The organism is Kosakonia oryzendophytica, from assembly GCF_027886705.1.
In the GTDB taxonomy this organism is placed as follows: Bacteria; Pseudomonadota; Gammaproteobacteria; order Enterobacterales; family Enterobacteriaceae; genus Kosakonia; species Kosakonia oryzendophytica.
Window position 1 is genome coordinate 232,873 of the sequence record NZ_CP115659.1, and the last position, 24,912, is coordinate 257,784.

Genomic DNA, 24,912 nt, shown 5'->3' on the forward strand with positions numbered 1-24,912 from the left:
AATGGCCATCTTGGGATTACAGGGGATACGCGGTGGCGTGGGTACAACATCCATCACTGCGGCTCTGGCCTGGTCATTACAATTATTAGGCGAGTCGGTGCTCGTTATTGACGCGTGCCCCGATAATCTTTTGCGCCTGTCATTTAATGTCGATTTCGATCATAACGGCGGTTGGGCGCGCGCGTTACTGGATGGTCAGGACTGGCGTGATGCGGGATTGCGTTACACTTCCCAACTGGATGTTTTGCCTTTTGGCCGCCTGACGACAAGCGAATGGGAAAATAGCCAGCGGCTGCCCGACGTGCTTAACGCGCTCACCTCTATTTTGCAGGCGCTGCAACAGCAACAACATTATCAGTGGGTGTTGATCGACCTGCCGCACGGGTATTCACCACTGGCTCGTCAGTTTATTGAGCAGTGCGATCATACGCTGACCATTATCAAGCCGGACACGAACTGCCATGTGCGTCTGCACCAGCAGGTTTTACCCGTGGGCACGCATATCCTGATAAACGATCTGCGCGTAGGCAGTCAGCTACAGGATGACCTCTGGCAGGTGTGGTTGCAGAGCCAGCGACGAATGTTGCCGATCTATATTCATCGCGATGAAGCGATGGCAGAGTGCATGGCGGCAAAACAGCCGCTGGGCGAATACCGGGCTGATGCGCTGGCAGCGGAAGAGATGTTAACGCTGGCGAACTGGTGCCTGCTGCACTGTGCACAAACGCGTGCGGGCAGTGAGGAGCTGGCAAGGAGTCCGCAATGAGTCGCCTGTCTGCCTGGTTGCTGATCCCGCCAGTTAGCGCGCGCTTAAGCGAGCGCTATCAGCACTATCGCCGTCATGGCGCATCCGGGTTCAGCGCGGCTTCTGGTTGCTTCTGGGCGATACTCGCATGGATGTTCATTCCGCTTGAGCACCCACGCTGGCAGCAATTGCGTGCGCAGCAACATCAGTTATTTCCTCATATTGATCCTGACAAACCACGCCCTTTCGACCCGGCGCGTTACCTGGTGCAAACCCTTTGGCTGTTAGTCACCCTACCCTGGGGACCGCCGAAATCCGCGCGCCGTCAGCGCTTTGCCCGGGCACGCGCGTTGCGTGGGCGCTGGTATCACTGGCTGGATAGTCTGCCGGCACGGGTAACGCAACATACCGGTCACCTCGACCACAAAAAAGAGCTGGCGCATATTCATCCGCGCGTCCGGCGTTTCATTCTTGGCGTGGTGGTTGTCTTCTCGCTGGTTCTGGCGATTTTGTGTATTACGCAGCCTTTTAACCCGCTTTCGCAGTTTGTGTTCCTGATGTTGCTATGGGGGGTGGCCCTGCTGGTACGGCGTATTCCGGGGCGCTTCTCAGCGTTAATGTTGATTGTGCTGTCACTCACTGTGTCCTGTCGTTATATCTGGTGGCGTTATACCTCGACACTGAACTGGAACGATCCGGTCAGTCTGGTATGTGGTCTGATACTGCTGTTTGCGGAAACCTACGCCTGGATTGTGCTGATCCTCGGTTATTTCCAGGTGGTGTGGCCCCTCAATCGCCAGCCGGTGCCGTTGCCAAAAGAGATGGCGCTGTGGCCCTCGGTGGATATCTTCGTGCCCACCTATAACGAAGATTTAAACGTGGTGAAAAATACCATTTACGCGTCATTGGGCATTGACTGGCCAAAAGATAAACTCAAAATCTGGATCCTTGACGATGGCGGCCGCGAAGAGTTTCGTGTCTTCGCCAACACCGTCGGGGTGGAGTACATCGCCCGTACCACTCATGAACACGCCAAAGCCGGGAATATCAACAACGCCCTGAAATATGCGAAGGGCGAATTTGTGTCGATTTTCGACTGCGACCATGTGCCCACGCGCTCGTTCCTGCAAATGACCATGGGCTGGTTCCTGAAAGAGAAAAAGCTGGCGATGATGCAGACGCCGCACCATTTTTTCTCGCCGGATCCGTTTGAACGTAACCTCGGGCGTTTTCGTAAAACGCCTAACGAAGGCACGCTCTTCTATGGCCTGGTACAGGATGGCAATGACATGTGGGACGCCACCTTCTTCTGTGGCTCTTGTGCGGTGATCCGCCGTGAACCGTTGGATCAAATCGGCGGCATTGCGGTAGAAACCGTCACCGAAGATGCGCACACCTCCCTGCGTTTACACCGCCTGGGTTACACCTCCGCGTATATGCGTATTCCGCAGGCGGCAGGGCTGGCGACGGAGAGTCTGTCTGCACATATTGGGCAGCGTATTCGCTGGGCACGCGGTATGGTGCAGATCTTCCGCCTTGATAACCCGCTGTTTGGCAAAGGGCTGAAGCTCGGGCAGCGATTGTGCTACGTCAACGCCATGTTTCACTTCTTATCGGGTATTCCACGCCTGATCTTCCTCACCGCGCCACTGGCATTTTTGCTGCTGCATGCCTACATCATTTATGCCCCGGCGCTGATGATCGCGCTGTTCGTTCTGCCGCATATGATCCACGCCAGCCTGACCAACTCGAAAATTCAGGGCAAATACCGTCACTCCTTCTGGAGTGAGATTTATGAAACGGTACTGGCCTGGTATATCGCGCCGCCTACGATGGTGGCGCTCTTTAACCCGCACAAAGGCAAGTTTAACGTCACGGCGAAAGGCGGCCTGGTGGAAGAAGAGTATGTGGACTGGGTGATTTCCCGTCCCTATATCTACCTGGTGTTGATTAACGTGCTCGGTCTGGCGGTTGGCGTATGGCGCTACTTCTATGGGCCGGAAAACGAAATCCTGACGGTCTTCGTCAGTATGGCGTGGGTGTTCTACAACATGGTCATTCTCGGTGGCGCGGTGGCGGTATCGGTGGAGAGCAAGCAGGTTCGCCGGGCGCACAGGGTCGAAATCTCCATGCCAGCGGCGATCGCCCGTGAAGACGGCCATCTTTTCTCCTGTACCGTGCATGACTTCTCTGACGGTGGGCTGGGCATCAAGATCAACGGCCAGGCGCAGGTGCTTGAAGGGCAACGTGTAAACCTGTTGCTCAAGCGCGGTCGGCAAGAGTACGTCTTTCCTACGACCGTGGCGCGCGTCTCCGGCAATGAAGTCGGTTTGCAACTGATGCCGCTGACCACCAAACAGCATATCGATTTTGTGCAGTGTACGTTTGCCCGCGCCGACACATGGGCGTTGTGGCAGGACAGTTTTCCGGAAGATAAACCGCTGGAAAGCCTGTTCGATATTTTGAAATTGGGTTTCCGCGGCTATCGCCATCTCGCGGAATTCGCTCCGTCGTCAGTGAAGGTGATTTTCCGTGTGCTCACCGGCCTGGTCTCCTGGGTGGTGTCGTTTATCCCTCGCAGGCCAGCACGGAACCTGACGGCACAGCAACCGAATCCGGTTATGGCTCAACAATGATGAAAACGCGATGAAAAGAAAACTCTCCTGGATTTGTGCAGTGGCAGTGGGGATGAGCGCGCTGCCTCCGATGACGACCCTTGCGGCGCCTGCAAACCCTGCTGCGCCAACTGTTCCGGCCGTTTCGCCAGCGACCCAGCCAGTGGTCACGCAAGGGCCAGCGCAAGCGGAAGCCCTGCGACCGACGACGCCGACCACCGGGCAGACGCTGCCTGCCGCGAATGGTGCGGCGATGGTTGGCCAGGTTATGCCTGGCGTACAGGGCGCGAACGCGCCGGTCGTGGCGGAAAACGCCCCGTCCCGCGATGTGAAGCTGACGTTTGCTCAGATTGCGCCTCCGCCAGGAAGCATGGTGCTGCGCGGCGTCAATCCGAATGGCGGCGTTGAGTTTGGCATGCGTAGCGATGAATTGGTGTCAAAAGCGGTGCTGAACCTTGAGTACACCCCGTCACCGTCGCTGCTGCCGGTGCAGTCACAGTTGAAGGTTTACCTGAACGATGAATTGATGGGCGTACTGCCGGTCAGCAAAGAGCAACTGGGTAAAAAAACGCTGGCGCAGGTGCCGATTAACCCGCTCTTTATCACCGATTTTAACCGCGTGCGTCTGGAGTTTATCGGGCACTATCGCGATGTCTGTGAAAACCCGGCCAGCAACACGCTGTGGCTGGATATCGGGCGTAGCAGTTCGCTGGATCTGACCTATCAGAAGCTGGCTGTGCAAAACGATCTGTCCCACTTCCCTGTTCCGTTCTTTGATGCGCGTGATAACCGTGCCTTAACGCTGCCGATGGTCTTTGCCGATGCGCCGGGCCTGGGGCAACAGCAGGCTGCGGCGGTTATTGCTTCCTGGTTTGGTTCCCGCTCCGGCTGGCGCGGACAGACGTTCCCGGTCAGTTACAACACCCTGCCGGACAGTAACGCCATTGTTTTCGCTACCAATGATAAGCGTCCGGACTTCCTGCGTGATGCCCCGGCGGTGAAAGGGCCGACCATCAGCATGATTGCGCATCCGGGGAATCCGTATGTGAAGTTGTTGGTGGTGATGGGGCGTGACGATAACGATCTGTTGCAGGCGGCAAAAGGGATTGCGCAGGGCAACGTGTTGTTCCGTGGCGATAGCGTCACGGTTGATGAAGTGAAACCGTTGCTGGCGCGTCAGCCCTATGATGCACCGAACTGGATCCGCACCGATCGTCCGGTCAGTTTTGGCGAGCTGAAAACCTATGAAGAGCAGCTGCAATCAACCGGGTTGCAACCTGCGTCGATCAACGTGGCGCTGAATCTGCCGCCGGATCTCTATCTGCTGCGCAGCAACGGCATTGATATGAACCTCAATTACCGTTATACCGCGCCGCCGACGAAAGATAACTCGCGCATGGATATCAGCCTGAACAACCAGTTCCTGCAATATTTCAATCTGCTGAGCAATCAGGACAGCAATAAGTTGCTGCTGCGCTTGCCGGTGCTACAGGGATTGTTGGACGGTAAAACGGATGTCTCCATTCCGGCGCTGAAACTGGGGGCTGTCAATCAGTTACGCTTTGATTTCCAGTATATGAACCCGATGCCGGGCGGCACTATCGATAACTGCGTGACTTTCCAGCAGGTGGATAACCGCGTGGTGATTGGCGACGATTCCACCATCGATTTCTCGAAGTATTACCACTTTATTGCCATGCCGGATCTGCGTGCTTTCGCCAATGCAGGCTTCCCGTTCAGCCGGATGGCGGATCTGTCGCAAACGCTGGTGGTGATGCCCCCTAAACCCGCGCCTGCGCAACTGACCACGTTGCTCAATGCGTTGGGCACCGTGGGTGCGCAGACGGGCTTCCCGGCTATTAACGTGCAGTTGACCGACGATGCCAGCAAAATCCAGGGCAAAGACGCGGATATCATGATTGTCGGCGCGATTCCGCCATCGCTCAAAGATGATAAGAAAATCGACCTGCTGGTGGAGGCGGCGCAAAGCTGGGTGAAAACGCCGCAGCGCCAGACCCCGTTTACGGCGAGCCTGCCGGATGAAGTCGATCGCCAGGCGGAGACGCAGACCGCCGTCACCTCCGACGGCCCGATGGCAGCCATTGTCGGCTTCCAGTCACCGTTTAACGATCAGCGTAGCGTGGTTGCACTGTTGGCGGATAGCCCGCGTGGTTACACCTTGCTCAATCAGGCAATGAATGACAGTGGCAAACGCGCGGCGATTTTCGGTTCGGTGTCGGTGATCCGCGAGTCCGGGGTGAACGGTTTACGCGTTGGTGACATCTATTACGTGGGCCATTTGCCATGGTTTGAGCGTGTCTGGTATGCGCTGGCGAACCATCCCGTGCTGCTGGCGGTGCTGGCGGCGGTGAGTATTGTGCTGCTGGCGTGGGTGCTGTGGCGTCTGTTGCGGATCATCAGCCGCCGTCGTCTTGACCCGGATCACGAGTAACGGCGATGAAGGCATTACGTTGGGTTGTAATGGCGCTGGTGCTGGCGGCGATGAATGTGCGCGCCGCCTGCACATGGCCTGCCTGGGAACACTTCAAACGGGCGTATATCAGCGATGGCGGGCGGGTGATTGACCCCAGCGACGCGCGCAAGATAACCACCTCGGAAGGGCAAAGCTATGCCTTGTTCTTCGCCCTGGCGGCGAATGATCGCCCGATGTTCGATAACGTGCTGGAATGGACAAAAGACAATCTGGCGCAGGGGGATCCCGGCGAACATCTTCCGGCCTGGTTGTGGGGGAAAAAGGACGAAAACAACTGGACCGTACTGGATAGCAACTCCGCGTCGGATGCGGATATCTGGATAGCCTGGTCGCTGCTGGAAGCCGGACGCTTATGGAAAGAAGCGCGCTATACCACCCTGGGCAACGCGTTGTTAAACCGCATCGCCAAAGAGGAAGTGGTGACTGTGCCAGGGCTGGGGCCAATGCTGCTACCAGGAAAAGTCGGCTTTGCCGAGGAGACGGTCTGGCGGTTTAACCCCAGCTACCTGCCGCCGCAGATTGCCCGCTATTTGACCCGTTTTGGCGAACCCTGGACGACACTGCAGGAGACCAATCACCGGTTGTTGCTGGAGACAGCGCCGAAGGGGTTTTCCCCGGACTGGGTGCGTTATGAAAAAAGTAAAGGCTGGCAACTGGCCCCCGATAAGACGTTGATCAGTGGCTACGATGCCATCCGCGTCTATCTGTGGGTGGGAATGATGAACGACCACGATGCGCAAAAAGCGTCTCTGCTCGAACGGCTAAAACCGATGGCAGCGCTGACGGCGAAAAAGGGCGTTGTGCCGGAAAAAGTGGATGTTGCCACAGCACAACCGCGCGGTGATGGCCCTGTCGGCTTTGCTGCTGCGCTGTTGCCCTTCCTGCAGGATCGTGATGCGCAGGCCGTGCAACGGCAAAAGGTCGCCGACCATTTCCCTGGCGATGATGCTTATTTCAGTTATGTTCTTACCCTGTTCGGTCAAGGCTGGGATGAGCACCGTTTTCGTTTCACCCCTCGCGGTGAGTTACAACCTGACTGGGGCCAGGCATGCGCAAGTTCACAGTAAGCTTACTTTGTCTCTCACTCGTGCTTGCGTTGACACCAGCTACGCAAGCGGATGAGCCCACCGCTCAGCAGCAGTTGCTGTCACAAGTGCGGCTGGGCGAAGCCACCAAACGTGAGGACCTGGTGCGTCAGTCGTTGTACCGTCTCGAACTTATCGATCCGGATAACCCGGATGTGATTGCCGCGCGTTTTCGCTATTTACTGCGCCAGGGCGATAACGCCGGGGCGCAAAAGCAGCTCGATCGCATGAAGCAACTGGCGCCAGATTCTGCGGCGTATAAATCCTCCGTGACGTCGATGACGCTTTCTGGCGCAGAAGGCCGTCAGGCATTGCAACAGGCACGTTTACAGGCAACGACAGGGCATGTTCCGGAAGCGCTCGCAGCCTATGACGCGTTGTTTAAAGGTAACCCGCCAGAGGGCGATCTGGCGGTCGAGTACTGGGCGTTGGTTGCGAAAGTTCCGGCGCGTCGCAGTGAAGCCATCACGCAACTGAAAGCACTGAACGCGCGCAATCCGGGCAACGCGGCCCTGCAAAATTCGCTGGCGCAATTGCTGTTTGGCGAAGGTCGTGATGCCGAAGCGTATGCGGTGCTTGAGCAGATGGCGAAATCCAGTGCGGGCCGTGAAGCGGCGGCTGGGCTCTGGTATCAGCAAATCCAACGCATGCCGGTGAGTGACGCCAGTGTGAAAGCGCTACAACGTTTTCTGACCGTATTCAGCTCGGGTGACACCGTGGACAGCGCCCGTACACAGCTTGCCGCGCAGCAAAAACAACTCGCCGATCCGGCGTTTCGCGCCCGGGCCACCGGCCTGGCGGCAGTGGATGCCGGGCAAGGGGCGAAAGCCGTGAATGAGTTGCGCCAGGCCGTTAATGCCAACGGAACGGACAGTGAAGCCGTTGGCGCGCTCGGGCAAGCCTATTCGCAAAGCGGCGACCGCGCCCGTGCGGTGGCGCAATTCGAAAAAGCCATCGCCATGGATCCCACCAGTGGCAACCGCAGTAAGTGGGACAGTTTGTTAAAAACCAATCGCTACTGGCTGCTGATCCAGCAGGGCGATGCGGCGTTGAAAGCGAACAACCCTGGTGAGGCGGAGCGCCTCTATTCACAGGCGCGGCGCATTGATAATACCGACAGCTATGCGGTGCTTGGCCTCGGCGATGCGGCGATGGCCCGCAAGGACAGCCACGCGGCGGAAAGTTTTTACCGCCAGGCGCTGCGTATGGACAGTGGCAACAGCAATGCGGTCCGTGGGCTGGCGAATATTTACCGTGCACGTTCGCCGCAAGAGGCCGACACATTTATTCAATCGCTTTCCGCCAGCCAGCGCCGCAGCATTGATGACATTGAGCGCGGGCTGAAAAACGATCGCCTGGCGCAGCAGGCGGAAGCGCTGGAAAACAGCGGACAGTGGGCGCAGGCGGCGGAGTTGCAACGCCAGCGGTTGGCACTCGATCCTGGGAGCGTATGGGTGACTTATCGTCTGGCGAGCGATTTGCGCCAGGCCGGAGAGCCACGCGAAGCCGATGCGCACATGCAGCGTCTCGCTGCGCTCAAACCCGGCGATCCGGAGCAGGTGTACGCTTATGGCCTGTACCTCTCTGGTAATAATCAGGAGATGGCGGCGCTGAACCAGCTTAATGCGCTGCCGAAAGCACAGTGGAACAGTAATATCCAGGAACTGGCGGAACGGCTGCAAACCAATCGCCTGCTGGACAACGCCAACCGGCTGCGCGACAGCGGCCATGAAGAGCAGGCGCGGGCACTACTGGCGCAGCAGCCTGCGTCGACGCGTATTGATTTGACACTGGCTGACTGGGCGCAGCAGGGTGGCGATAGCGCATCTGCGCAGCACTATTTCAACCGGGTGCTGGAGCGGGAGCCGAATAACCAGGACGCGCTGCTTGGTCTGGCGGAGTTGTATGCCGCCGATGGCAATAAAATGGCGGCGCGTGCGCAACTGGCGAAGTTGCCCGCCCCAACGGCGGCGCAACCGCAATCCATCAATACCCAGCGGCGTCTGGCGCTGGTGCAGGCCGCGCTTGGCGATACCGACAGCGCCCGGCAAACCTTTAGCCGCATTATGCCGCAGGCGAAAGCACAGCCGCCGTCAATGGAGAGCGCGTTGGTGTTGCGTGATGCCGCGCGTTTTCAGGCGCAGCAGGGCGAGCCGCAGCAGGCGCTGGAAACCTGGAAAGATGCCATGGTGGCCTCCGGCGTGACTACCACGCCGCCTGCGGATAATGACACCTTCACGCGTTTAACGCGCAATAACGCGAAAGATGACTGGCTGAAGCGTGGTATCCGCAGCGATGCGGCCGATCTCTACCGGCAGCAGGATATCAATGTCACGCTCCAGCATGATTATTGGGGCTCCAGCGGTACCGGCGGGTATTCCGATCTGAAAGCCCATACCACCCTGTTGCAGGCGGATGCGCCGCTGGCGGACGGACGGATGTTCTTCCGCACTGATGTGGTGAATATGAACGTGGGCAGCTTCGACACCACAGATGATGTTTACGATCCCAACTGGGGTACCTGTTCCGCGACGCCATGTCGCGGCAACACCAGTCAGAAAGCCAATGGCGCAAGTCTGGCGGTCGGTTGGCAAAATGGCACCTGGTCGGGGGATATCGGCACCACGCCGATGGGGTTTGATGTGGTGGATGTCGTGGGTGGCCTGAGCTACAGCAGCGATTTGGGGCCGCTGGGGTACACTGTTAACGTCCATCGCCGGCCGATTTCCAGCTCATTACTGGCGTTCGGCGGGCAAAAAGATCCGAACACCGGCGTCACATGGGGGGGCGTTCGCGCAACGGGCGGCGGCGTTAGCCTGAGTTACGACAAAGGTGAAGCGAACGGCGTCTGGTCGAGTTTGAATGCGGATTCCCTCACCGGTAAGAACGTGGCGGATAACTGGCGCATTCGCTGGATGACTGGCTACTACTACAAGCTAATCAACAAAGATAATGAACGTTTGACCGTCGGCCTCAACAATATGCTGTGGCATTACGACAAGGATCTGAGCGACTACACGCTGGGACAGGGAGGCTATTACAGCCCGCAGCAGTATATCTCGTTTGCGGTGCCGGTTGTCTGGCGGAAACGTACGGCAAACTGGTCGTGGGAGCTGGGCGCGTCGGGTTCGTGGTCGCACTCAAAAACCGATGGCATCAAACGCTATCCGTTGCAGAATCTGATTCCGGATAACCAGTTCTTTGCTAACGGCGACCGAATGTTCCTGGATAAGGACAATAGCAGCACGAGCAGCAGCTCGAACGGTTTTGGTTATACCGCCCGTGCGCTGGTAGAGCGTCGGGTGACGTCTCACTGGTTTGTTGGGGCGGGTGTCGATATTCAGCAAGCGAAGGATTACACGCCAAGCCATGCGTTGATTTATGTACGTTATTCCGGCGCCGGGTGGCAGGGCGATATGGATATGCCGCCGCAAACGCTCACGCCTTACGCTGACTGGTAATAAAAGACAATTCCTGGTGGTTAATCGCTATGCGTCATGGCTGGCACAGGGTGATTAAACACTTCTTATTCAATAAGTTACCTACGATGATTGCCGCAATCCTCTTTCGCGTTGCAATCTGGCGGGCGTTTGTCTCAAGAGCGTCACGATCGAGTATAATCTGGCGGCAGAGTCGCTGTTGATTTCCTCTGCGCTTATCGTACCTCTGGAGAGTGATTTTGCGTGTTAGCCGTTCTTTAACCATTAAACAGATGGCTGCGGTGTCTGCCGTGTCCATGGTGTTTGTTTTTATTTTTTGCGTCATTCTGCTGTTTCACTTCTTACAGCAGAATCGCTATAACACGGCCATGCAACTGGAAAGTATTGCCCGCTCTGTTCGAGAACCGCTCTCGGCAGCGATTCTGAAAGCCGATATTCCTGACGCGGAATCTATCTTGCAGCAAATTAAACCTGCCGGGGTGGTGAGCCGGGCGGACGTCGTGCTGCCCAATCAATTTCAGGCGCTGCGGATGCGCTTTATTCCGGAACGCCCAATCCCGGTGATGATCACCCGGATGTTTGAATTACCGATCCAGATCTCGCTGCCGATTTATTCGCTGGAGCGCCCGGCCAACCCTCAGCCACTGGCTTACCTGGTGTTGCAGGCGGATTCGTACCGTGTCTATAAATTCGTTATCAGCACACTGTCTACGTTAGTGACTGCTTACTTACTGCTTTGGCTCATGCTGACCGTCGCGATTTCCTGGTGCATGAATCGGTTACTGGTACACCCGCTGCGGAAAATCGCCCGTGAGTTAAATGATCTCTCAGCAGAGGATCGCCTTGGGCATCAGTTGATTTTGCCTTCCCATCACCATGACGATGAAATAGGCATCCTGGTGCGTGGCTATAACCGGCATCAACAGCAATTGCTGCGGGAATATGATGCGTTAAATCAGCAATCCACGCAGTTCCCGGTGTCTGAATTGCCGAACAAGGCTTTTCTGATGGCGTTGCTGGAGCAGACGGTTGCGCAGAAAAAGACCACAGCGCTGATGGTGATTGCCTGCGACACGCTGCGCGATACGGCGGGCGTATTGCAGGAAAATCAGCGAGAAATGCTGCTGCTGACGCTGGTAGAGAAGCTGAAGTCGGTGCTGTCACCGCACATGACGCTTGCGCAGGTCAGCGGTAATGACTTCGCGATTATTGCCAACGGCGTAGAGGAGCCGTGGCATGCTATCACTTTAGGTCAGCAAGTACTCACTGCGATTAACGAGCGGATTCCGCTTCAGGGGATCCAGTTACGCCCGACAGCCAGTATCGGCGTGGCGATGTGTCATGGCGATCTTTCCGCTGAGCAGCTTTACCGCCGCGCGGTATCCGCAGCCAGCAGTGCGCGGCACAAAGGGAAAAACCAGCTCCAGTTCTTCGATCCGCAACACATGGCGCTGGCGCAGCAGCGTCTGGCCCTTGAAAGCGATATTCTCTCTGCGCTTGAGCAGGGAAAATTTGCGATTTGGCTGCAACCGCAGGTGGATCTTGCCAGCGGTGAACTTAAAAGCGCAGAAGTGTTGCTGCGTATGCAGCAAGAGGACTCTCGCTGGGCGTTGCCGGAAGGTCTGATTGAACGTATCGAATCCAGTGGGTTGATGATCAACGTGGGTTACTGGGTGCTGGAAGAGTCCTGTCGCTTACTGGCGGCATGGCAGTCGCGGGGGATTATGCTGCCGCTGTCGGTCAATCTTTCCGCCTTGCAACTTCTTCATCACAATATGGCGTCCGATATGCTTGAACTGCTGCATCGCTACCGTATCGCACCCGGTACGCTGATCCTGGAAATCACGGAGAGTCGCCGTATTGATGATCCGCAAGCCGCGGTGGCGATCCTACGCCCGTTGCGCGACGCCGGGGTTCGCATTGCGCTGGACGACTTCGGTATGGGTTATGCCGGGTTACGTCAGTTACAACATATGAAATCGCTGCCTGTGGATGTGCTGAAAATCGACAAGACATTTGTTGACGGGTTACCGGATGACAACAGCCTGGTATCGGCCATTATCCATATGGCGCGCAGCCTCGAGCTGGAGATTATTGCTGAAGGGGTGGAGCGGGAAAATCAGCGCGACTGGCTGGCGCAAGCGGGCGTAGATGTGGCGCAAGGCTTCCTTTTTGCCCATGCCTCGTCACCAGAGGCGTTTGAACAGCGTTGGTTTACCGGTTCGGATATGACTGAAAATCGTTAAATTGTTACGAGGTTGTGCGAGTCAGTTCAAACTTTTTAACATTGTTGTTTCGGATTTGATGTAAGTTTATTTCTGTCATGTTTGACGGGTGTTATTTTTAAACCGCAGGCTAATTGAAAACCCCACAAAGCCTGAGGTTTAATCCAAGGACACCTTATGAAAACCTCTCTATTTAAAAGTCTCTACTTTCAGGTTCTGACAGCAATAGCCATCGGTATTCTGCTTGGCCATTACTATCCTGAATTAGGTGCGCAGATGAAGCCGCTTGGTGATGGCTTCGTTAAGCTTATCAAGATGATCATCGCGCCCGTCATTTTCTGTACGGTTGTCACCGGTATCGCTGGTATGGAAAGCATGAAGGCGGTTGGTCGCACCGGTGCGGTTGCACTGCTTTACTTCGAGATCGTCAGTACCCTGGCGCTGATTATCGGCCTTGTCATTGTTAACGTAGTGCAACCCGGCGCGGGGATGAATGTCGACCCCGCGACGCTGGACGCGAAAGCGGTGGCGGTTTACGCCGAACAGGCGCAGCAACAGGGGATTATCGCCTTCCTGTTGGATGTGATCCCCGCCAGCGTCATTGGTGCGTTCGCCAGCGGTAATATCCTTCAGGTGCTGTTGTTCGCCGTGTTGTTTGGCTTTGCGTTGCATCGCCTCGGTCATAAAGGCCAGCTGATTTTCAACGTTATCGAAAGCTTCTCGCAGGTGATTTTCGGCATCATCAACTTCATCATGCGTCTTGCGCCGATTGGCGCGTTCGGCGCAATGGCATTCACCATCGGCAAATATGGCGTCGGCACGCTGGTGCAGCTCGGCCAGTTGATTATCTGCTTCTATGTGACCTGTATTCTGTTTGTGGTGGTGGTACTCGGTGCGATTGCCCGGGCGACCGGGTTCAGCATCTTCAAGTTTATTCGCTATATCCGTGAAGAGCTGCTGATCGTGCTCGGTACATCGTCGTCGGAGTCTGCGCTGCCACGCATGCTTGAGAAGATGGAACGGTTGGGCTGCCGCAAATCGGTGGTCGGGCTGGTTATTCCGACGGGGTACTCCTTTAACCTCGATGGCACCTCTATCTATCTGACGATGGCGGCGGTGTTTATCGCCCAGGCTACCAACAGTCATATGGATATCTTCCATCAAATTACGCTGCTGGTGGTGCTGCTGCTCTCCTCAAAAGGTGCTGCCGGGGTGACCGGGAGTGGCTTTATTGTGCTGGCCGCGACGCTCTCTGCGGTGGGTCATCTACCGGTGGCGGGCCTGGCGTTGATTCTGGGGATTGACCGCTTTATGTCGGAAGCCCGTGCGTTAACCAACCTCGTGGGTAACGGTGTGGCGACCATTGTGGTGGCGAAGTGGGTGAAGGAACTGGATCAGAAACAGTTGTCCGATACGCTCAATAATCGTGCTGAAAGCGGAAAAACCCGCGAAATTTCCTCATAATTTCATGACTTATGACCGCAGTCCCTTGTCGGACTGCGGGCTTCTGCGCATAATTCCCCCTATTACCGTCACAATTCACGATGAATTTTCGGGATTATTCACTTCACGGTGTGACGTTTTGCTTTTCCTGCGGTCTAAAAGCGAAGTGTTTTTACGTATCTTTCGGCCTCCTCCTGGAGGGCTGACTTTTTAACCAGGAATGTTGATTAGGGGTTCTCATGCAGGGCACAAAAATTCGGTTGTTAACAGGCGGTTTGCTGATGCTGGCGGCTGTCGGTTATGTGCAGGCAGATGCGCTCCAGCCCGACCCGGCCTGGCAACAAGGGACACTGGGAAATGGTTTTCAGTGGCAGGTTTTAGCCACTCCACAGCGTCCCAGCGATCGCATTGAAATTCGCCTGTCTATTAATACCGGTTCGCTCACCGAAAGCACACAACAGAGCGGTTTCAACCATTTTATTCCTCGCATCGCGCTGACCCATAGCGGTCCGCTGGAACCTGTGCAGATGCGTTCGCTCTGGCAGCAGGGCATCGATCCGAAACGTCCGTTGCCGCCAGCGGTGGTGTCGTACGACTTTACGCAGTACAGCCTGAGTCTGCCAAATAATCGTGGCGACTTGCTGAAAGAGGCGCTGGCCTGGCTGGCGGATGCCGCCGGGAACTTAACCATTACGCCTGAGACCGTTAATCATGCGCTTGCCAGCAACGATATGGTCGTTACCTGGCCTGGCAATACGACAGATAACGCCTGGCGTTATCGCCTGAAAGGTTCCGCGTTGTTGGGTCACGATCCGGCCGTGATGCCAAAAGAGCCGATCGATGCCGCACAGGTCAAGGCATTCTACGAAAAATGGTATACACCGGACGCCATGACGCTGATTGTGGTCGGCAATGTGGACAGCCGCGCGATTGCCGAGCAAATCAATAAAACCTTTGGTGAACTGAAGGGTAAACGCCATACGCCAGCGCCTGTGCCGACGCTGTCGCCTTTGCCGCCGCAGCCGGTAAGTCTGATGACCGACGCGGTTACGCAGGATCGCCTGTCAATTATGTGGGATTCTGCCTGGCAGCCGATCCGTGAATCGTCGGCGCTGGAGCGATACTGGCGTGCGGATTTGGCCCGTGAAGCGCTGTTCTGGCACATCCAGCAGAATCTGACCCGCAATAACGCCAAGGATATTGGCCTGAGCTTCGAGTGCCGCGTGCTGTTCCAGCGGGCGCAATGCGCCATTAACGTTGATTCACCAAACGACAAGCTTAATGCCAATGCGGGGCTGATCGCACGTGAACTGGGGAAAGTGCGGCAAAAAGGCCTGCCGGAAGAGGAGTTTAAAGCGCTGATCGCGCAGAAGAACCTGGAGTTGCAGAAGCTGTTTGCGACCTATGCCCGCACCGGCACCGATATTCTGATTAGCCAGCGGGTGCGCTCGTTGCAAAACCAGGTCGTGGACATTGCACCGGAGCAGTATCAGAAACTGCGTCAGGCCTTCCTCAACAACTTAACGCCGGAAATGCTGAACCAGGATCTGCACCAGCAGTTATCGCAGGATATGTCGTTGATACTGCTGCAACCAAAAGGTGAGCCGGAATACAACATGAAGGATTTGCAGGCGACGTGGGAAGAGGTGATGGCACCAGCCGAAGCCACAGCTGCGCCGGCAAGCAATGATGATATGCGTTCCGATGTGTCGGATATTCCGCCACGGCAATGATGAAAATGACGCCTCTCCCCATCGGGCAGAGGCGTCAACGTCAACTCAGTTCGGCATCGCGTCGCGCGGAATGATCGCACCACGGTACTGAATTACCGTGCTGGCGGTTAAATGGCCGCGTTTTGCTGCCGCAACGGCATCGCCGCCGGTCAGCCGCACGGACAGATAGCCTGCGCTGAACGAGTCGCCCGCTGCGGTGGTATCGATCACTTTTTCTTTCGGCAATTTCACTGCCGGGACTTCCACAATCGCTTCGCCCGCAATCGCCACCAGGCATGCGTCCGCGCCGCGTTTGATGACCACTTCTTTCACACCGGCTTGCTGGGTGCGCGCTATCACTTCTTCGACAGGTTTTTCGCCCCACAACAAATCTTCATCATCCAGCGTCAGGAAAGCGATATCGGTGCAGGCGAGCATCTGCTGATAAACCTGGCGCGTCTCTTCTTTGCTGGCCCACAAACGTGGACGGTAGTTGTTATCGAAAATGACTTTACCGCCATTGGCGCGGCACTCCTGCAGCAATGACAGCAGTTTATGACGGCTGGTTGGGCTCAGAATAGCCAGGCTAATGCCGCTCAGATAGAGATAATCGAACGTGGCCAGTTCTTCACAGATTGCGTCGGATTGGTCGCTCTCCAGCCAGAATTTGGCTGCGGCTTCGTTACGCCAATAGTAGAAGGTGCGTTCGCCGGTCGCATCGGTTTCGATGTAGTACAAGCCAGGCAGGCGGTTTTCCATACGCTGAGTCAGGCGGGTATCCACGCTCTCGCTCTGCCACGCTTCCAGCATCTGTTGGCTGAAGTTATCCGTACCCAGCGCGGTGACATAGTGCACGGACAACGCCGCAGGATCGACCTGGCGCGCGATGTAAACCGACGTGTTAAGGGTATCGCCACCAAAGCCACGATTAACTTCTGCGCCTTTTTGTGACAGCTCGATCATGCATTCGCCAATGACGGCAATTTTCCTGGACATAGTCGTGAACCTGAATCAGATGAATTAACGGTAGTGTGCGTTGTGGGTGATTCGTGGTCAACTATATTAAAACAACGTTCCAGTATTTTTTTGAGCTAAAGCGTGTTCTGTGCAGATTCCGGCGTCCCGCTTTTTGGTTTTTGCCGCCAGCGTGAACATAAAGTTATCAGACCGAGCGCCGATAACCCTTTGACGAGTTCCTCCAGGTCATCCCATCGACAGGACAGTAGAAATGAAGTTAAAGCAGGTCATCCAGCGACTCAATATTCCTGAGGCAGATATAGAAAGCTTGCAGGAACGTCGTTACTGGCTGCAATGCGAGCGTGCTTATACTTATCAGCCCATCTACAGAACAGATGGACGCCTGATGGCTATTGAAGTATTGACCATTGTGACCCATCCGTTGCAACCGGATCAGCGCATCGCGCCGGATCGCTACTTTTCGGAAGTGGCAGTGCGCCAGCGTGTGGAAGTGGTGTACGAGCAGGTGGCGCTACTGGCAGAGCAAAAGGCATTCTTCGAGGAAAATGATGTGCTGGCATCGGTGAATGTCGATGGCCCAACGCTGCTGGCGATGCGCCAGAATGAAGAGTTAATGTCACTGGTGGCATCACTGCCGTGGATCCGCTTCGAGCTGGTTGAACATATCCGTTTACCGCAAGACTCCACCTTCGCGTCAATCAGCGAAATCGGCCCGCTCTGGCTGGACGATTTTGGCACCGGCATGGCGAATTTTTCGGCGCTGAGCGAAGTCCGTTACGACTACATCAAAGTCGCGCGCGATCTGTTCATCATGTTGCGTAAAACCCCGGAAGGGCAAAATCTGTTTACGCTACTGTTGCAGTTGATGAACCGTTATTGCCAGGGCGTGATTGTTGAAGGGGTTGAAACCCTGGAAGAGTGGCGCGACGTGCAGGATTCGCCGGCGTTTGCCGCACAGGGCTATTTTCTCTCGCGCCCGGTTCCTTTAGCCAGGCTTGAACATGTGATACTCGAACTGTAATCACCGCCCTTTCCCTGAGCCTCAACTATCTTTATGAAAGTCAGGCTGTAAAGGAAAGGCACAATGACAAAAACGAGTAAAGCGATTATTGCCGTCATTGCGACGCTGCTGTTACTGATTGTGGTTGCCATCATTGTTGTCGCCACATTCGACTGGAACCGCCTCAAACCGACGATTAACGAGAAAGTCTCAGCTGAACTGAACCGCCCTTTCGCCATCCGCGGCGATCTTGGCGTGGTTTGGGAGCGGCAAAAAGAGGAAACTGGCTGGCGAAGCTGGGTGCCCTGGCCGCATGTGCATGCCGATGACGTCCTGCTTGGCAACCCGCCGGACATTCCCGAAATCACCATGGTGCATCTGCCTCGTGTGGAAGCCACGCTGGCCCCGCTCGCGCTGCTAACCAAAACCGTCTATCTACCGTGGATCAAACTTCAGCAGCCCGATGCCAGATTGATTCGTCGCTCCGATACGTTGAATAACTGGACCTTCAACCTCGCCAGTGACAGCACGAAAAAGCCCGATACGCCCCCCTCCGACTGGTCTTTCCGCCTCGATACGATCCTTTTCGATCGCGGTCGCATCGCTATTGATGACAGCGTAACCCGCGCCAATATCGACATCCTGGTCGACCCGCTCGGCAAGCCGTTGCCGTTTAGCGAAGTCACAGGCAAAAGCGATAACAAAACCAACGCCGGAGATTATGTCTTTGGCCTGACGGCGAAAGGGCGCTACAACGGTCAGCCGCTCTCCGGTACGGGGAAAATCGGTGGCATGCTGGCGCTGCGCAGCGAAGGGATGCCCTTTCCGGTGCAGGCAGATTTCCGTTCAGGCAATACTCGCGTGGCATTTGTCGGCACTGTTAATGACCCTCTGAATCTGGGCGGCATCGATCTGCAACTGAAATTCGGCGGCGACTCGCTTGGCGACTTGTACGATCTCACCGGCGTACTGCTGCCGGATACGCCCCCCTTTGAAACGGATGGTCACTTAGTGGCGAAGCTCTATGACGCTAAGGGCCAGATCTATGATTACCGCGACTTTAATGGCCATATCGGTGACAGCGATATTCACGGTACGCTCAAGTACACCACCGGAAAACCACGCCCTAAACTGGAAGGTGACGTCGAATCGCGCCAGCTTCGTCTGGCGGATTTGGGGCCGCTGATTGGCGTCAATTCCGGCAAAGGCACCGTGGCGAAAAAAGAGGATGCGTCAACGCAGCCGGCAGGGAAGGTGCTGCCGTACGATCGTTTCGAAACCGACAAATGGGACGTGATGGATGCCGATGTCCGTTTTAAAGGTCGCCGTATTGAACACGGTTCAACGCTGCCCATCAGTGATCTCTCGACACACGTATTGCTAAATAATGCCGATTTGCGTCTGCAACCGCTGAAGTTCGGCCTGGCGGGCGGTACGATTTCAGCCACCCTCCACCTTGAAGGCGATAAGAAGCCAATGCACGGGCAGGCGGATATCCAGGCGCGTCGCCTGAAGCTCAAAGAACTGATGCCCAACGTGGAACTGATGCAGAAGACGCTCGGGGAGATGAACGGTGATGCCAACATTCGGGGGGTGGGTAATTCTGTCGCAGCACTGCTCGGTACCAGCAATGGCGATCTGAAGCTGCTGATGAACGACGGTCTGGTGAGCCGTAACCTGATGGAGATCCTCGGTCTTAACGTCGGTAATTACCTTGTCGGGCAGATCTTTGGCGATGATGAGGTCCGGGTCAACTGTGCGGCGGCGAATCTCAATCTGGTGAACGGCGTCGCGCGCCCGCAGATCTTTGCTTTTGATACGGAGAACGCGTTGATCAACGTGACAGGCAGCGCCAGTTTTGCGTCAGAGCAGTTGGATTTAACCATCGATCCGGAAAGTAAAGGCATCCGTATAGTGACGCTACGCTCGCCGTTGTACGTGCGCGGCAGTTTCAAAAACCCGCAGGCGGGCGTCAAAGCCGGGCCATTGATTGCCCGCGGTGCGGTCGCGGCAGCACTGGCAACGTTAGTCACCCCAGCAGCAGCTCTACTGGCGTTGGTTTCGCCTTCTGAAGGTGAACAAAATCAATGTCAGGCCATTTTGTCGCAGATGAAGCACTAAAGGAGAAAGTGGGGTTTCTGGCTTCCGTCACCGGCGAGTGAATGTTCTGCCTCTTCCTGAAGGTTGGGATTTTCTTCCCTGGGGTGCGGGGGTTTTCTCCCTCTCCCTTTTAGGGAGAGGGCGGGGTGAGGGTAAATATTACAGCGACTGGTGCTTCGTCTCGTGCGTCAGCAGCAGAGCGAGCAACGTCAATGACGCCATCGCCGCCAGGTAAATCCCAACGTAAAACAGACCGTAGTTCGCCTGCAACCAGGTCGCGATATACGGTGCCACCGATGCGCCCAGAATGGACGACACGTTGTAGGAGAACGACGCGCCGGTATAGCGAACTTCCGTCGGGAACAGCTCCGGCAGCAGCGCGCCCATCGGGCCAAAGGTCAGCCCCATCAGACTCAGACCAATCAACAGATACGCCATCACCAGCACCGGGTTACCGGAACCGAGCAACGGCGGGAAGATGCACAGCGCGAACAGAATAATCAGCGAGGTTATCACCACCATGCTTTTGCGACGACCGAACGCATCCGCCAGTAAGCCTGCAACCGGAACCATCACGCCAAAACCGATCACGGCCAGCATCAGCATCCACAGCACTTCGTTACGCGGCAGGCCCAGCCCCTGCGCCGAGGTGCTGTAGGTCATCGAGTAGACCGTCATGATGTAAAACAGTGTATAGGTTGCCAGCATGATAAACGTGCCCAGCACCGTCACGCGGACGTGTTTGGTCAACAGCGTTCCCAACGGAATTTTGACCTGTTTCTTTGCCGCCGCGACTTTGGCGAATACCGGGGTTTCATGCAGGGACACGCGAACATACAGACCGATAATGACCAGCACGGCGGAGAAGATAAATGGCACGCGCCAGCCCCAGCTCATAAACTGTTCATCGGTCAGCAGCCAGGAGAGCAGCAGGAAGGTGCCGTTGGCAAAGAAGAAACCGATCGGTGCGCCAAGCTGCGGGAAGGAGCCATACAGCGCACGTTTGCGCGGCGGGGCGTTCTCCGTCGCCAGCAGGGCTGCGCCGCCCCATTCACCGCCCAGGCCCAGACCCTGGCCAAAACGCGCCAACGCCAGCAGCAACGGCGCCATTACGCCAATAGTCTCATAGCCCGGCAGCAGGCCGATCACGACCGTGGAAATGCCCATGGTCAGCAGCGAGGCGACGAGTGTAACTTTCCGGCCGACGCGATCGCCGAAGTGACCAAATACCGCAGAGCCGATTGGACGGGCGATAAAGGCAATCGCGAAGGTTGCCAGCGATTGCAGTGTTGCCGCCGTCGGATCACCCTGCGGGAAGAAGATATGAGGAAAAACAATGACCGCAGCGGTGGCGTAAATATAGAAGTCGAAGAATTCGATGGCGGTGCCGATCAGAGACGCGATGACGACTTTATTACGGGAGTTTACCGGTGCGTTTTCCTGTTCGTTGTCTAATGTTGTGGCTGTAGCTTGCATAAAATTTTCTTATTTTGGCGAACGAACAGCCATATTAGTCACAGCAAAAGAGACATTTCAATCTGTAACAAAATCACGGACAGCCTGAAAATTGAGCAAAAAGCGAATAATTTTCAGGCTCGCGATTTACCTTCTATGAAATGCTTCACAATTTTTAAAGATTGGTGGATAAAACTGGTTTTTGGTTAAATAAAAGTTACGTTCTGGATTATCATGCTGAAATCATCGATCGGGCTGATATTTTGCGTTTACGTTCAGCCCGATAGCTGCTTAGCGGGGTGTCCTGCCCGGCATGCGCGGGTCATCTTTATAGTGCGCGGTGGCAATCCAGGCTGCGCAGAACAGGGTCAGGCGGGCAAAGAAGTAGAAAAAGGCCATCAGCCCGAGCACGGAGCCAAATGCAGCGCCGGAAGGGGATTTCACCAGTGAAGGGAGCGTCCAGGTCATGACGATTTTAATGACCTCAAAGCCGATGGCGGCAATTAACGTCCCACGAATCAGCGCCTTTCTGCGCGGGCGATGACGAGGCAAGCGCCAGAAGATCCAGAAGAACAGCAGATAGTTGGCAAAAATAGATATCGCCAGGCCAATCAGTCGCCAGGCCGGTTTCAACCACTCAATGTAATCCAGGTAGAGCGCTGAGATAATCATCTGTTGTGCTGCGCCAGCAATCGAGGTGATCGACAGCGTAATAATCAGCGCCACCAGCAGACCTATCAGCGAGATGAAATCGCGGAAATATTTCACCCAGAGTTTCTCTTTGTCCTGGGCATTGCGCTCCCAGACATCACGCGACTGGGCGCGGATCGCTTCACGCAGGTTACCCATCCAGTTGATGCCGGAATAGAGGGCAATTGCCAGCCCGACAATACCGACAGTGGTGCGTTGTTGCACCGCAATATTGATGGTGTTCTTCAGGGTCATTGCCATCGTCGGATCGCTGACGCTCATCAGGATTTTGTCGAAAATATCCTGTAACAGCGTAGGGTGTGAGGCGAGCACAAAACCGGCGGCGGCGAACGAGACCATCAGGATCGGGATCATCGACAGAAATGAGAAATAGGTGATGGCGGCGCCAAACTGATTTCCCATACGATCGTTAAAGCGTTCCGTCGCGCGGATCAGGTGCGCAATCATCGGGCGTCGCTGGATTTTTTTCGCGGTGCTGGTCAGCGTATTCAGCGTACTGTTGAGTTTATCGCTGGCGGGACGTTTCTTTTCGGGGAGCTGCTCCGCCATCTTCCTGACGGGTTGGTAGTCGAGATCGTGCGTCGGGCGTTTTTCGTGGTTTTCCGGCGTCATCAGGTGCGTTTTCCTTCTCCTGAATGGGTTAGTGTGAAAATTATAGCCTGGGGGGCTAATCGACATAATCTCTTAACGCGCCTGCCAGCCACTCCATAAACAGATGTACCCGGCGAGAAAGATTACGGCGATGGGGATAAATCAGCGACACCGACATTGGCTCTGCGCGGTATTGCGGCAGGATCTCCACCAGTTTTCCGCTGCGTAACGCATCCCGTACGCCAATACGTGGTACCTGGATAATCCCCAGCCCGGCGAGACAGGCGGCCTGGTAAGTTTCAGTACTGTTAACCGTCAGAATGCCGCCGGTTTTCACCCAGCGGGTCTGGTTATCCTGCCACACCTCAAAACCTTGAGGTCGGGTGCCGAGATTGACGGCGTAGTGCACCAGAGCATGGGAAGATAAGTCCTCCAGTGTTTCCGGATAGCCAAAACGCGCCAGATAATCCGGGCTGGCGCAGTTGATGATCGACAAGCGGCCCAATTGGCGAGCAATCAGGCCAGAATCTTTCAGCGTGCCCACCCGTACCACGCAGTCAAACCCTTCGCGGATAATGTCCACCAGCCGGTCACTACTGCTCAGTTCCAGTTCAATACCGGGATACTGTTGTAAAAACGCGGGCAGGCGCGGGATCACCAGATTTTTCGCGACACCGACGGGCATATCCACCCGTAAACGGCCGCTGATGCTGGAAGGATCGTGTAAAAAAAGGCCATCCAGCTCATCCATGTTCGCCAGCAGATCTTTTGCCCGCTCGTAATAGACCATCCCATCTTGCGTGAGCTGTACGCGTCGTGTAGTGCGGTGCAGCAACTGTGTACCAAGGTGGGTCTCCAGCGCCTGGATCTGCCGCGATACGCTACCTTTAGGAAGTCCCATAGAGTCTGCCGCCCTGGAGAAGCTCTCCAGTTCCGCGACGCGAATGAACAGTTGCATTGCGTAAATTTTATCCATCATTGCACGCTATTGTTATCGTCATTGAAACAGTGAAACGTAATTTAGCACCTTTATTGTTTTCATAGCACCTAATAAGCTTTTCTCACTCCCCTGATTCAGCAAAAACGAGGTTCTTATGACACAACATATTGCAGTAGTAACTGGCGGTAGCCGTGGATTAGGTAAAAACGCGGCGCTGAAGCTGGCGGCGAAAGGAATCGGCATTATCCTGACCTACAATAATAACGCCGACGATGCGCAACAGGTGGTACGCGAAATTGAGCAAAAAGGCGTAAAAGCCACGGCATTACAGTTGAATGTCGGCGATAGCGCGAGTTTTCCCGCTTTCACCCGTGCAGTACAGGAACAGCTGAAAACGGTATGGCAGCGTGAGACGTTTGATTATTTATTAAACAATGCTGGCATTGGCATTAACGCGTCGTTTGCCGACACGACGGAAGCGCAGTTTGACCAGTTGGTGAACATCCACTTTAAGGGACCGTTCTTCCTGACGCAGAGCCTGCTGCCGCTAATGAAAAACGGCGGGCGCATTCTCAATGTCTCCAGCGGCCTGGCTCGTTTTTGCCAGCCAGGTTATGCCGCTTATGCCGCCATGAAAGGTGCGATGGAAGTTCTGACGCGCTATCAGGCGAAAGAGTTGGGAGCACGCGGCATTTCGGTCAATATTATTGCGCCGGGGGCAATCGAGACCGATTTCGGCGGTGGCATGGTACGTGATAATGAGCAGATTAATCAGCATATTGCCGCGCAGACGGCGCTTGGCCGTGTGGGCTTGCCGGATGATATTGGCGATGCAATTGCTGCCTTGCTCAGCGATGAGCTGCATTGGATGAATGCGCAGCGTATCGAAGTTTCCGGGGGCATGTTCCTGTAAAACGCGACGCCCGGCAGGTACATTGCTGCCGGGCGTATGGCGATTATTGCTTCTGAAAGTGCGTAACCCGGACGCGAACCGGTTGTTGTTTTTTATCCAGCGAGCCGGTGACGCCCACCAGTTCATCGGGCGAGATGGATTTCCCGTCAAAAACCGCCATTGGAATATCCAGCTGTATCTGATCGGTTTTATCGCGGAACAAGTACACATCTTTGCCTTCCCTTTCCACCAGGTTACCGCGCAGTGAGACCGATGCACCGTCATGCAGGGCTTTGGCCTGCTGGATAGTCATGGTGCGGGCATCCTCCATGCCGCGATAGCCATCATCCATCTTATGCGGCGGCGGCGGGGCCTTATCTGCCTTCAGGCCGGGTTGATCGTCTGCGAATGCTGTCATGGAGAACAGCGCCGCCAGACAGGCGGTCAGCAACATTTTCTTCATCACTTCTCCTGAATAGGACCGGA

General features: G+C 55.7%; 16 protein-coding genes. 11 read left to right on the top strand and 5 right to left on the bottom strand.

Translation table 11 applies throughout. The features are described 5' to 3' along the window. Position 1: 1 nt before the first annotated feature. From bcsQ to O9K67_RS01065, 8 genes are all read left to right on the top strand, one after another. On the top strand, positions 2–766 hold the full coding sequence (gene bcsQ, locus O9K67_RS01030) for a cellulose biosynthesis protein BcsQ (RefSeq protein WP_061492603.1): 765 nt from the start codon (positions 2–4) through the stop codon (positions 764–766). After that, positions 763–3,381: a UDP-forming cellulose synthase catalytic subunit gene (gene bcsA / locus O9K67_RS01035; RefSeq protein ID WP_061492605.1), complete on the top strand. Its 2,619-nt coding sequence runs from the start codon at positions 763–765 to the stop codon at positions 3,379–3,381. Before bcsQ ends, bcsA begins: the two co-directional genes overlap by 4 nt. Before the next feature lie 10 nt (positions 3,382–3,391). Further along, the gene (gene bcsB / locus O9K67_RS01040) at positions 3,392–5,812 is read left to right on the top strand and encodes a cellulose biosynthesis cyclic di-GMP-binding regulatory protein BcsB (RefSeq protein WP_071889826.1); all 2,421 of its coding nucleotides are present in this window, start codon (positions 3,392–3,394) and stop codon (positions 5,810–5,812) included. A gap of 5 nt (positions 5,813–5,817) precedes the next feature. Further along, entirely contained in the window at positions 5,818–6,921 is a 1,104-nt protein-coding gene (bcsZ, locus tag O9K67_RS01045) for a cellulose synthase complex periplasmic endoglucanase BcsZ (protein ID WP_061492609.1), read from the top strand. Then, positions 6,903–10,400 (top strand): cellulose synthase complex outer membrane protein BcsC, encoded by a 3,498-nt coding sequence (gene bcsC, locus O9K67_RS01050; protein ID WP_061492611.1) that lies wholly within the window; start codon positions 6,903–6,905, stop codon positions 10,398–10,400. The genes bcsZ and bcsC overlap by 19 nt, the downstream gene beginning before the upstream one ends. Before the next feature lie 218 nt (positions 10,401–10,618). Beyond that, entirely contained in the window at positions 10,619–12,625 is a 2,007-nt protein-coding gene (hmsP, locus tag O9K67_RS01055) for a biofilm formation regulator HmsP (RefSeq protein WP_061492613.1), read from the top strand. Between the two features lie 156 nt (positions 12,626–12,781). Beyond that, the gene (locus O9K67_RS01060) at positions 12,782–14,068 is read left to right on the top strand and encodes a dicarboxylate/amino acid:cation symporter (protein WP_061492614.1); all 1,287 of its coding nucleotides are present in this window, start codon (positions 12,782–12,784) and stop codon (positions 14,066–14,068) included. A 218-nt stretch (positions 14,069–14,286) separates the two neighbouring features. Then, on the top strand, positions 14,287–15,780 hold the full coding sequence (locus tag O9K67_RS01065) for a M16 family metallopeptidase (protein WP_061492616.1): 1,494 nt from the start codon (positions 14,287–14,289) through the stop codon (positions 15,778–15,780). Between the two features lie 45 nt (positions 15,781–15,825). Here O9K67_RS01065 and kdgK read toward each other — a convergent pair whose 3' ends face one another. Continuing rightward, entirely contained in the window at positions 15,826–16,755 is a 930-nt protein-coding gene (gene kdgK / locus O9K67_RS01070) for a 2-dehydro-3-deoxygluconokinase (RefSeq protein WP_061492618.1), read from the bottom strand. Positions 16,756–16,987: 232 nt separating this feature from the next. Here kdgK and pdeH point away from each other — a divergent pair, with 232 nt between their 5' ends. After that, positions 16,988–17,758, top strand: a complete 771-nt coding sequence (gene pdeH / locus O9K67_RS01075; protein WP_061492620.1) for a cyclic-guanylate-specific phosphodiesterase — start codon at positions 16,988–16,990, stop codon at positions 17,756–17,758. Between the two features lie 63 nt (positions 17,759–17,821). Continuing rightward, positions 17,822–19,858: an AsmA family protein gene (locus O9K67_RS01080; RefSeq protein WP_061492622.1), complete on the top strand. Its 2,037-nt coding sequence runs from the start codon at positions 17,822–17,824 to the stop codon at positions 19,856–19,858. Between the two features lie 138 nt (positions 19,859–19,996). Here O9K67_RS01080 and O9K67_RS01085 read toward each other — a convergent pair whose 3' ends face one another. From O9K67_RS01085 to O9K67_RS01095, 3 genes are all read right to left on the bottom strand, one after another. Further along, positions 19,997–21,313, bottom strand: coding sequence for an MFS transporter (locus O9K67_RS01085; protein WP_061492624.1), 1,317 nt, complete (start codon positions 21,311–21,313; stop codon positions 19,997–19,999). 270 nt (positions 21,314–21,583) lie between these two features. Then, entirely contained in the window at positions 21,584–22,615 is a 1,032-nt protein-coding gene (gene yhjD / locus O9K67_RS01090; protein ID WP_061492626.1) for an inner membrane protein YhjD, read from the bottom strand. A gap of 55 nt (positions 22,616–22,670) precedes the next feature. Further along, entirely contained in the window at positions 22,671–23,570 is a 900-nt protein-coding gene (locus O9K67_RS01095; protein WP_061492628.1) for a LysR family transcriptional regulator, read from the bottom strand. 118 nt (positions 23,571–23,688) lie between these two features. On the opposite strand from O9K67_RS01095, the gene O9K67_RS01100 reads away from it, so the two are divergent. Then, positions 23,689–24,447, top strand: coding sequence for an SDR family NAD(P)-dependent oxidoreductase (locus O9K67_RS01100; RefSeq protein WP_061492630.1), 759 nt, complete (start codon positions 23,689–23,691; stop codon positions 24,445–24,447). Positions 24,448–24,490: 43 nt separating this feature from the next. Here O9K67_RS01100 and O9K67_RS01105 read toward each other — a convergent pair whose 3' ends face one another. Then, complete coding sequence (locus O9K67_RS01105; protein ID WP_061492632.1) at positions 24,491–24,889, bottom strand: YdeI family stress tolerance OB fold protein; 399 nt, start codon at positions 24,887–24,889, stop codon at positions 24,491–24,493. Positions 24,890–24,912 lie beyond the last annotated feature (23 nt).